We start from the raw sequence: 10,508 nt of genomic DNA, 5'->3' as shown, positions 1-10,508 counted from the left end.
CCACTCGCAGTCGAGCGACGGAGCGCTCGGTCGCGCGCCCGCCGGCGCGCCTCAGTTGGGCGGTAGCGGGGGTAGCGGTGGCAGCGTCGTTGGGGCCGGTGCCGGAGTCGCCTGCCGGCTGCGGCGGGCGAGGAGGTAGATCGCCGCACCGGCGAGCACCAGCAGGGTGATGCCGAGGAGCGGCCGGTAGACCAGCCAGGCGAAGGCGACGGTGATCAGGGCGAGGCCGCTCGCGAGGAGGAAGGAGAAGAGCCCGATCCCCGCGCCGAGCAGACTGCCGACGATCGGCACCACGTCGCCGAAAACCGCGATCGGCTTGAAGATGAGGAGCAGGCCGAGGAACATCAGCACCCAGCCGACGACGCGCAGCACCCAGGTGAGCAGACTGTTGGCCGCCTGGGCGGCCTGGAACATCTCGGCGGCGGTGTGGGTTCCCTCGTCGACGAGCAGCACGCTGTCGCCCGCGGACGCCTGATAGGCGGCGAAGCTGTTGCCGGTCTGCACGCCGACGACGCTCACCGTCGCCGGGCGCGCCACCTCGAAACGGACGCGGACGTCGCCAACCTCGGGCGACTGCGGATTGGCGCCCAGGTAATAGCCCCCGTCGGCCGGGCGCAGCGCGCCGCGCGGATCGCCGGAAAGGTCGGCGGTCGCCGGGGCATCGACGCGCAGCGGCTCCGTTTCGTCGAGCTCGGCGATCTGCTCCGGCGACAGATCGAAGGCACCTAAGTGAACCACGTCGGCGGTGAAGGTCGTCGACAGGAAAGGCAGGTCGCCATGATTCTGGTGGCCGCCCTCTTGCTCGAACGAGGACGAATCGATCGGCTCCTCCGACCAGACAGTGTCGTAGGTGTAGGTCGTCACCGTCTCGCTGCCGCCGCCCAGCTTCTTCTGCGTCTCGGAGCTCTCCTTCTCTTTCCATTGGAAGATCTCGACACTGCGAATCAGCTGGATCGCCTGCGCCTGGACGCCGAGATCTTCGTCGACGACCGGACCCTCGGTCGTGACCGCGCCGGAGGTGTGCACGAGCTTGCCCTCGTTCCCCGAGTCGATGGCGTCGGCCGCGACGCTGCGCACCGCGCCCGCACCTTCGGCGAGACTGCGCGCGGTCCGCACCGCCCGCCCCTCGTTCCAGAACAGCAGGGGAAAGGAGACGGCGAAGAAGACCAGTCCGACGAGGACGCTCTTCGCCGACTGCGCGAGGCGCGAGAACCAGGACTGGTTCGAAGATACGGTCACCGAGTGAGCCATGGCGCAGCACCCCTGGCCGGCAGCGCCGGCAGCGACAATCGTGGAGAAGCGGAAAGGACGCGCGACGCTATCGGCTCCGCTGTCGGCGGTCAATCGGCCGCTCCCGCCGCCAGCGGAGTTCCCGGCGCAGTAGTAGGGTGACTGCGTGGCGCGACAACCCGGAAGGCTCTGGACCCTGCCCGCTCTGCGCCGCGCGCGCCTTCCGGTGCGGATCCTCGTCTTGGCCGCACCCACGTTGTTCCTCACGATGCTCGGACTCCGGGTCTGCGCCCCGGAGACCTCGGCGAGCGCGAAGCCGGCGAATGCCCGGGCCTCCTCCCGGGTGACGGCGAACCGCCCGCCGGCAGCCGCGTTCGCTCCCGTGGACGCGCCGCCGCCGCAACAGCTGCTGATGCCCGTCACGGGGGTCGATCCGGCCCAATTGCGCGATAACTTCAGCGAAACGCGAGGTGGCAATCGTTCCCACGCAGCGATCGATATCCTCGCTCCGCGCGACACGCCGGTCGTCGCCGTGGCCGACGGCAAGGTGGCCAAGCTGTGGAAGAGCGTCCCCGGCGGCATCACGATCTATCAGTTCGACGCCAGCGGGAGCTACTGCTACTACTACGCCCACCTCGAGCGCTACGCCCGGGGTCTCGAGGAGGGCGCAAGTCTGCGGCGGGGCGAGGTCATCGGCTACGTCGGGACTTCCGGCAATGCCCCGCGCGACACGCCACACCTGCATTTCGCGGTCTATCGCCTGACCTCGGAGCGGCGCTGGTGGGAGGGCGAGCCGTTGAATCCGTTCCCCTTGCTGGGCGGCGTCGCAACCTCCGCCCGCGACTGAGAATCAGTCGACGAACAGCACCGGGGTCCCTGGGCCGACCATCGAGGCGAGCATCCGAGCGTCCCAGTTGGTCATCCGCACGCAGCCGTGCGACTCGGCGTGCCCCACCTTCGACGGCTCGGGCGTGCCGTGCAGCCCGTAGTGCTCCTTGTCGATGTCGATCCAGACGACGCCCACCGGGTTGTTCGGACCGGCGGGTACGATCGCCTTGGCGTGCTCGGCGTCGGCGTCCCAAAACAGCTCGGGGTTGTAGTGGAAGGTGGGTTTCTCGGCAACGCCTTTCACCTTCCACGTCCCCAGCGGCAGCGGGTCCTTGGCGCTGCCGGCAGTCACCGGCGCGAAGAAGACGATCCGGCCCGACTCGTCCTTCGCCTCGACGACCGAGCGGCGCTTCGAGACCGTCACGCTGGCGACCTTGGCACTCGCGGGCGAACCGACGTCAGGCACCCGCACGGCATCGCCGGCAGCGAAGACGCTGCCGGGATTCAGCCGGCGCAGGAGTGTGGGCGCGCAGTGAAAGCGCTCGCCGAGCTCTTCGACGACCGAGGTGAACCCGAGAGCGGGCAGAGCCGACTTTTCCATCATGTCGTCGGGGATCTTCTCCAGAAACGGTCCGGCGACATCCTCGGGCGTCAGGGTGTAGCTCGTCAGCGCTTCGCCCGGAGCGAGCTCGAGCAGAAGGCTGCGCGTCGAAGCGTCGGCGGCACCGCTCGCGCGCAGGCCGTTCGCAGTCTGAAACGCCGCCACCGCTTTGCGGGTGTTCGATCCGGCCTTGCCGTCGATCTCCCCGGTCGAGAAACCGGCGCGCGACAGCGCCACCTGCAGCGTCGTGGCATCGCTCCCTGCAACCGGCTGCGCCGCGGTCGTCGATCTTGCGGCAGCCGGGACCGCCGGCTCGAAGGCGGCCAGGGCGGCGATGACGAAACAGCAGATACCTGCAGAGTTGCGCATGTTCTTCTCCGATCACCCGCTCCAGCGGGCGCGAATGCCGCGGCAATCGACGTGGACGAAAGGTCCATGCGCGGCGTTGGGTTTGTAGTCTCCGAGCCCGCCTTCGAACGGCCGGTACCAGGCTTTCTCCGAAAGGGCTTCGACGAAGTTGCGAAAGAAGGTCCCATCCCCGGCGCCCGAACTGCCGTCGCCGTCGAGATCGTCCATCCGTCCGTCGCCATCGCCGTCCAGATAGATGTCGGCGGCGTCACCCCAGGTGTGGCGGCTGTAGGGGACGTTCTCGATACGGGCGTTGTAGTAGGGCGTCCGATAGCCGCTGATGAAGCCGAAGGTATCGGCCCGGTGCCCCGCCTCGTTGAACTGTTCGAGGAGCAACTCGAGCTTCAGCGGGAGCTGCTCGCGCAGGACGAGGTACTTCGGGAAGGAGCCCTCCTGCTTGCACAGGAACTGGCCAAGAGTGAAGTGCGGCGACACGTGCGTCGACGCGTTCACGGGCGTCACCTCCACCAACCCGCGCGGCGGGAGGTAGATCGGGTTGCCGCGCAACGGAACTTCCGGGTATTCGCCGATGCGGTAGTCGCCGAGCTTGCCGTCCCGCACCGCGGAGAGCGGCGTCAAGACGAACAGGTGAAGGACCATCCGCTCGCCGTCCGGCTCGCGCACCACGGTCATCGGGTAGAGGCCGGGAAGCGCCGGCGCGGCGAAGCGCCAACGGCCGCCCGCGAGCGCCTCCGTTACCAGGGCGGACTGGAGGCGGAACGACTTCTCAGGATCGGCCGTGTGGGCAACGAGGTCGACGCTTTCTCCCGGCATGATGTAGAAAGCGAACTCGCGGTAGATCGACTCGACGCCTTCGAGCTGGACCGAGAAACTCACTTTGCCCGGGTCGAACCTCGCCTTGAGCGACGCCGCTGCCGCCCCTGGGGAGCCTTGCGCCAGCAGCGCCGGCTGGGCGCCGGCGAGGTGCAGGGCGAGAGCGAGTCCGAGACTGCGGGCGATGCAGGCGGGTCGCGGGAGTGGGGCTCGACGTCGAGTCACGATTCTCGCGGCTGCAAGCGATGTGCCGAAAACGCGAGACCGGCGTCCGCCCCACCGGCGAGGCGCCTCGCCGTAGTAGATTTCCCGCGCGGAGCTCTACAGCAGACCTCGACCCCGATCTCGAACCCGACCCTTTCCATTCATGCCCACGCCCCCCCTGTCGGAGCCGATCGAACGCGTCCTGCCGGCCGCGCTCCTCCACCTCTGGACGGAGAAGGACAACACCGCGGCAGCCCGGCTGCAGAGCCTGGCGGAACGCGCGAGCGGCGTCGTACCCGCGGGGCCGGCGAGATGGCTCGTGCTGCCGCTCCCCGGCGACGCGGCGATCTTCGACCGGGCCGTCGCTCTCGCCGGCGCGGTGCTCGCCGACGCCGGCCCCAGCGCGACCCCGCCCAGCATCCTCATCACCCCTGCGGCGGCGGCGGTGGGAGAAAAAGTCACGTTGCTCGCCGAAACGCTCCTCGACGAACTGGCGCAGAAGCGCCCGACGCTCGAAGCCGGAAAGGTCCTCCTGACCACTCACGCCGCCCATCATCTGGAGGGCTCCTGGGCGGTCGAGCCGAGTGGCAATCTCTCGTTCGGCGGCGGCCGCCTGATTCCCCTCGCCGCGGTTCACCCGCGGGCCGTGGCGATTCCCTCCTGGCGCAATCCGGAGGTGCTCTCGCGGGCGGCCAAATGGGTGCTGCGACCGGAAGTCGAAGAGGAGCTCTCGGAGCGCCTCGCCGAACCGATCGTCCGCCTGACCGGGGCCTTCGGGGTTGGCAAGACGCGGCTCGCCTGGGAGGTGATGCGCGCCGCCGGCGAACCGGCGATCTGGCGCAATGCGGCGCTCTTCCGCCTCCAGCCCGGCGCGGCATCCTCGCTCGTCGCGGAGCTTGCGGCCGAGCCGGCGCGGCCGATCTGGATCGTCTACGACCACCTTGAAGAGGCCCCGCCACAGATCTGGGCCGAGATCGAGGAGATCCAGAAGCACCCGCGGCTCGGCAGCGAGATTCGCCTGGTGCTTCTGGCGCGGCCGGCGACCGATTGGCCGGCGGCGCTAGCTGCGACGCCCGAGATCGCGCTGGGCCCGCTCGAGGGAGAGGCCTGGAGCCGTTGCGCCGCGCAGCTCTTTCGCGGCTTGTCGCTGCCGGAGGCGGTCGCCGCGACGCTCGCCGCCGGCGCCGGCGGGAACCCCTTCGCGCTCGAGGAGGCGTTGCACTTTCTGGTCCGCGATCGCCGCCTGCGGCAGGTCTTCGGTTCGTTCTTCTTCAGCGGTGCCGATGGCGCCGAGGCTCACTTCCAGCCCAGCCGGCGCTACCTCGCGCACGCCGAGGCCGAAGCACTGCGGCTCGGCCCGGCGCTTCCCCTGCGCCTGCTGGCCCAGGTCGATTCGCCGGTTCCCGCCGGCGAGCTGCGCTCCGCCGCGCTCGCCTTGGGCAGCGAGAGCCTGCCGCGCCAGTGGGAGGATCCGTTCCGCGCCGCCGGCCTCGTCGTCGACGGCGAGGGTCCCTGGGGGGAAGGGCTCGCCTTCGCCTCGCCGGCGCTGCGCACGGCGTTCTCCGACACCTTGCGCAGCGAAGCGGCGGCCGCCTTGCGCGCCGGGCTCGGCGAGCTCCTCGCCGCGCGCTCGAGCTCCGTCGACGAGCTCTGGGCCGCCTACGAGCTTCTGCGCGCCAGCGAGGCCGGCGCGCGCACGCTGCTCGCCGCGGCGGCGACGCCGGCGACGATTCCGCGCGAGCTGCTGTTCACCGCGCTCCGCCTGGAGCTCGCCGCGCTGCGCGACCGCGCCGGTGATCCCCAGCTCGAGATCGACCTGCTATGGGTCCTGCTGCCGCTCGCCCGGCGCATGGGGCGCCTGCATGAGCTCTCGGCGGCGCTCGAACGAGGCTTCGACCTCGCGCGCGACAACCCTCAGCGTTTCCTGGCTATCGCCGCGCTGCGCGCCGAGCTCGCCCAGATGGCCGGGCGTTACACCGAGGCTGAGTGGGTGCTCCGCCAGGCGCTCGCGGGCCAGAAGGGCGGCGACGCGCGACGCAAGGAGATGCTGCTGCTCGAGCTCGGTCGCGTGCTCGTCCGCCAGGGCAAGACGGGCGAGGCCGGCGAGCTCTTCGCCAAGACCCTCGGCGTCGCCGAGCACCGCGGGCGCAAGGGCCTGGCCGCTACCTGCCGATATTTCCTGGGCAATATCGCCTACCACGAGTTCCGGCTCGACGAAGCAAAGACGCTGCACCTACAGGCGCTCGAAGTGCGCCGCGAAAAGGGCAGTGGCGTCGCGACTTCGCTGTCGGCGTTGGGCGCCGTGGCGCTCGCTCAGGGCAACTTTCCCGACAGCCTCGCTTACTTCGAGAATGCGCGCGAGATCCTCGCCGCCGAAAAGTCCGAGGCCGAAGAGGCTTACGCTCTGGTCGGCGTCGGCAAGGCGATGACCCGACTGGGAGATTTCGCCGGCGCGGCTCCAGTGCTGCGCCGCGCCCTCGCTCTGCGAGAAGGTCGCGACGATTCCGTCGGTGAGGCGATCGCTCGCCTGGCGGTCGCCGAGAACTACCTGCACCTCGACCAGCCCGACCAGGCGCTCGTCGAGGCGCGCAAGGCGCACTTTGCTCTCAGCCTGATTCCCCCCGGCGAGCCCCGCGCCGACGCCGAGCAGCTCCTCGGCCGGATCCAGCTGCGTCTGCGCCGGAACGACGCGGCGCTCGCCAATCTGGAGGAAGCCGCCCGCATCCACCGCGAGCTCGGGAAGGGTTCGAGCCTGCTCGCCGATCTCGCCTACCGGATCGAAGTCGAGATCGCGCGCGGGCGGACCGAAGCCGTTCTCGCCGCCTTCGAGAAGCTCGCCGTCGAGCGGCCGCTGCTCGACCACGCGCCTCTGCGCGAGCTTTCCGATTTTCACCTCTATCTCGCTGCCCGCTGGCTCGAGGAGCGCGGCGGCAGGAAAGGCGACGTCCAGGGGCCCTTGAAGCGCAGCTACGCAGAGCTCATGCGCCAGACCGGCTTTCTCGCGCCGGCGATGCGCCAGCGATTCCTTTTCCAGGTGCCGCTCCACCGCGCGATCGTCGAGGCCGCGACACGCCATGGCCTGTCACTGCCCGCGAGCTAGTTTCAGGGCTTGACGGGCTCAGGCACTCCGAGCAGCGCGTCGAGCGCGGCGCGGTCTGCATCGGTGAGATTCTCGTCGCCGAGGAAAAAGCTCCCGCCGCCTGGAATCGGCACCGCGGGGCGGGTCAGCGAATGGTCGAGACCTGAGCAGTCGACGGCACCGAGCGACAGCGTCGCCGCCTGGTCGCAGAGCGTCAGGATCTGATTGATCGTCTGCGACTGCACCGCGACCTCGATGCGCTCGGGGAGCTTCTCGGGTAGCACCTCGTAACCATCTGCGACACGTCGAATTCGAACTTTGGCCGCGAGCCGGATCGTCTGGGGCGGCACGACGAGAACGTCGGTCAAGTTGCGCACCATCGGTCCGATCGTGACGTCGGCGATCAGGTCACCCTTGCCCTGCACGTCGAGCTCGACTTCGCCGGCGAAGGCACCGGTCTCCCCTGCGATCGGTGTCAATCGGATGCGGTTGGCGCGCAAAATGATCGCCTGCTTGGGTGACTGCAGGCGAACCGAGAGCCCTTCCTCGCCGATCGGCGCCAGCTCGCCCACAAAGTCGGAGTAAGTCCGGTTCAGCTTCGCGAACTGTAACCCGTAGGTGGTCTCGGCGGCGACGGCCAATGCCGCGCCGAAGCAGGTGGCGATTCCCAGCAGAAGCGCGGAGCGCAGTGCCTTTCTAGCGATAGGAACGCCTGCCTGAGTGGTCATGTACTTAAGGATAGTAGCCCCGCGGCGCTCGCGTCTTCAACTTGCCACCCTGGGCCTTGACCTCGACCGTCGAGAAGACGCCCTCCTTGCCGGGAGGATCAGGCGCGAAAGCGAGCAGGTACTGGCTGCGCAGCTCGCGCGAGATCTCGCCGTAGACGCTGTCGAGCTCGTCAGCTTTGGAGACGAAGAACGAGCGCCCGCCGGTCTCGGAAGCGAGCTTCTCGAGCTTGTTGCGAATGCCGACCTGGGTGGCGCCGACCTTGAGCCCGATGGCGTAGACCGCCGCGCCGCTGCGCCGGGCGAACTCGAGCGCGTCGTCGTAAGGCACCAGGCTCGAGGTGTCGTCACCGTCCGAGAGCAGCACGATCGCCTTGCGGCCGCGGATGCCGCGCAGCTGGTAGAGCGCGAAGACCAGCGCGTCGTGAAGCGCGGTGTTGCCCACCGCCGGCAGCTCGCGGAACGCGATCTGCACCGCCTGAACGTCGGGCGTGAGCGGCATCAGCAGGCGCGGACGGTCGGAGAAGCCGACCGCGAAACAGCGGTCGGTCGGCCGCACGACGCCGGTGAGGAAGTCGCTCGCCGCATGCTTCGCTTCGCCGATCGACTCCTGCATCGACCCGGAGGTATCGAGCACCAGGCCGACCGCGAGCGGCAGGTCTCGCACGAGCTCGAACTTCTCGATCTTCTGCGGCTTGCCGCGGTCGAGGACCTCGAAGTCGCTTTCGGCGAGATTCTCGGCGAGACCGCCGCTCTTGCTGTAGACGGTGGCGAAGATCTCCACAAGATCGACCTCGACCTGCTCGAGGAAGGCGCCGCCGTTGAGCACCCGGAAATCCTCCACCCGGGTGCCGTCGACATAGGTCGCGGAAACCGTCAGGTAGGCCGGCTCGCTGCCCGACGGCGCCACGAAGCTCGTCTCCCACGGCGGCTGGGTGAGCGTCGCGAGCACTTGCTCGTTGAGCCGGAACTCGACCGACTCGACGCGTTTGCCCTCCGGCACCATCACCGCGGCGCGCGCCAGCGTCGGCCCGACCACCCGTTTGCCGCGCTGGGGGGAGAGCAGGCGGACCCGCGCTTCGCCCTGCGGCTCGTTGAGGACGGTCTCGTCGGCGACCACGACGGCGTCCTTGTCGTCGAGACCCTCGGCGCGCACGACCAGCTCGTTCGGCAGATTGGGCAGGCGCAGCTCGGCGGTCCACGGCGGATTCGTACGCACCAGCTGGCGCACGCCGTTGACATAGAAGGCGACCTTGCGGATGCGCTCGCCGACGACGATCGCTTCGGCGCGCCAGAGGCCAAAGACGACGTCGGAGAGCGGCGGCATCAGGACGAGCGTGTCGCGCGCCCCCATCCGCGTGAGTCCGGTCTCCTGCCCGAGCACCACTTGCGCCCCGGCGAGCGGCGCCTCGGGCTCGGGCACCGGATCCTTCGGCACGGTGAATCCCTGGCTCACCCAGGCGGTGCGACCGGAAACCTCGTCGCGCAGCTCGAGCTCGACGATGTAGGGCCCGCCGGGCCGCAACAGCCGTTCGGCGACAAGCACGACCGGCGTCGTCGCCGCCGGCGGCTGCATGACGAAGCGATTGCGAAACTCCTCGAACGGCGCCCCGGCGAGCTCGAGCCGTCCGGCGACGGTGAGGCGCGACTCCTGGCTGCCCGCTTCGCCGGCGACCGCGAGACCGACACCGGCCGGCAGGACGATGCGCAGGCGCGCGACCAGCCGCTGGTCGCGGCGCTCGGGGAAGGTCACCTGCGCCCACTCGATCGGCAGGATCTCGACCGGCTTCGCGAGAACCGTGGCTGCGGCCGCCCGCGCCCAAGCAGCGACATCCGTCGGCGGCGCGACCAGGGAATCCATCATGGCGTCGGTCGGCCGGTTCTTCTCGAAGCCGAAGAGACCCTGTACGCCGGTGACCTCGTCCACCTCCTTGCTCGCCTTGCACAGCACCCGATCGGGGCGCTTCCCCGAGATCAGCCCGCGCAGCTCCTCCCACTGCTCGAGGTAGTACTCCATCTCCGGCATGTAGAGCACCCGCTTGGACTCGGTCGGCCGCCAGAGTGAGTAGAAGGCGTCGGCGCGCGGCCGGAACAGGACAGCGTGCTGCGCGCTCTCGACCGGCCCGTAGCTCCAGATCTCGAGCGGGCGGAAGGTGTCGCCGCAGTCGATCTGGTTGCGCTCGCGCGGCGTGCCGTGCAGGAAGAGCATCAGCCCGCGGGCATCGCGCAGCGACAAGCCTTCGCTCCAGACCAGACGCTGGCGGAGCTCGATGCCGTTCGCGAGCTCGTTGGCGGGCGTTTCGGGCAGGGGATCCTCGGCCAGAAAAGCGCGCGCCGCGGCGAGCCCCTCTGCGAGCGGCAGGCCAGCGATGCGGGCACGTTCGGCCGATGGCAGGAGGAGCGCCGGGCCCTCGTCGAGGAACCGGCGCAGGGCCTCGCGGTCGGCGGCCACGGGGTCGACGACGCGGGCGGGCGGCGCGGCGACCGGCACCGATTCCGCCTGCGACGTCTTCGGCGAGGCCACCGGGGCCGTCTGGGCGAGGCTCTTCGAGACGCAGCAGAGTGCGAGCAGCAGGGTGCAGCGGGCAACATTCGATCGCATGGACAGTCCTCGGCCTCCGGGCAGCCTTCGAACGACGCGCAGCAAGCCGTGTACCAG

At 69.6% G+C, this 10,508-nt stretch carries 7 protein-coding genes; 2 read left to right on the top strand and 5 right to left on the bottom strand.

What is annotated here, in order from left to right; genetic code table 11:
- Positions 1-51 precede the first annotated feature (51 nt).
- Positions 52-1,251, bottom strand: a complete 1,200-nt coding sequence (locus KBA23_RS13750) for a TMEM43 family protein (RefSeq protein ID WP_290741876.1) — start codon at positions 1,249-1,251, stop codon at positions 52-54.
- Positions 1,252-1,471: 220 nt separating this feature from the next.
- On the opposite strand from KBA23_RS13750, the gene KBA23_RS13745 reads away from it, so the two are divergent.
- Positions 1,472-2,077 carry a M23 family metallopeptidase gene (locus KBA23_RS13745; RefSeq protein WP_290741874.1) on the top strand — a complete coding sequence of 202 codons (606 nt, stop codon included), beginning with the start codon at positions 1,472-1,474 and terminating at the stop codon, positions 2,075-2,077.
- Positions 2,078-2,080: 3 nt separating this feature from the next.
- Here KBA23_RS13745 and KBA23_RS13740 read toward each other — a convergent pair whose 3' ends face one another.
- Positions 2,081-3,028 carry a L,D-transpeptidase gene (locus KBA23_RS13740; protein WP_290741872.1) on the bottom strand — a complete coding sequence of 316 codons (948 nt, stop codon included), beginning with the start codon at positions 3,026-3,028 and terminating at the stop codon, positions 2,081-2,083.
- Between the two features lie 12 nt (positions 3,029-3,040).
- Positions 3,041-3,904 (bottom strand): hypothetical protein, encoded by an 864-nt coding sequence (locus KBA23_RS13735; protein ID WP_290741870.1) that lies wholly within the window; start codon positions 3,902-3,904, stop codon positions 3,041-3,043.
- A gap of 304 nt (positions 3,905-4,208) precedes the next feature.
- Here KBA23_RS13735 and KBA23_RS13730 point away from each other — a divergent pair, with 304 nt between their 5' ends.
- Entirely contained in the window at positions 4,209-7,145 is a 2,937-nt protein-coding gene (locus tag KBA23_RS13730; RefSeq protein WP_290741868.1) for a tetratricopeptide repeat protein, read from the top strand.
- Positions 7,146-7,147: 2 nt separating this feature from the next.
- On the opposite strand, the gene KBA23_RS13725 is transcribed toward KBA23_RS13730, so the two are convergent.
- Positions 7,148-7,852, bottom strand: coding sequence for a hypothetical protein (locus KBA23_RS13725; protein ID WP_290741866.1), 705 nt, complete (start codon positions 7,850-7,852; stop codon positions 7,148-7,150).
- Between the two features lie 4 nt (positions 7,853-7,856).
- The gene (locus KBA23_RS13720; protein WP_290741864.1) at positions 7,857-10,451 is read right to left on the bottom strand and encodes a VWA domain-containing protein; all 2,595 of its coding nucleotides are present in this window, start codon (positions 10,449-10,451) and stop codon (positions 7,857-7,859) included.
- Between the last annotated feature and the right edge of the window lie 57 nt (positions 10,452-10,508).

Source organism: Amaricoccus sp. (assembly GCF_017995835.1).
Lineage (GTDB): Bacteria > Pseudomonadota > Alphaproteobacteria > Rhodobacterales > Rhodobacteraceae > Amaricoccus.
The sequence above is the reverse complement of the archived record's forward strand: the minus strand, read 5'-3'. Positions and strand labels throughout refer to the sequence as shown.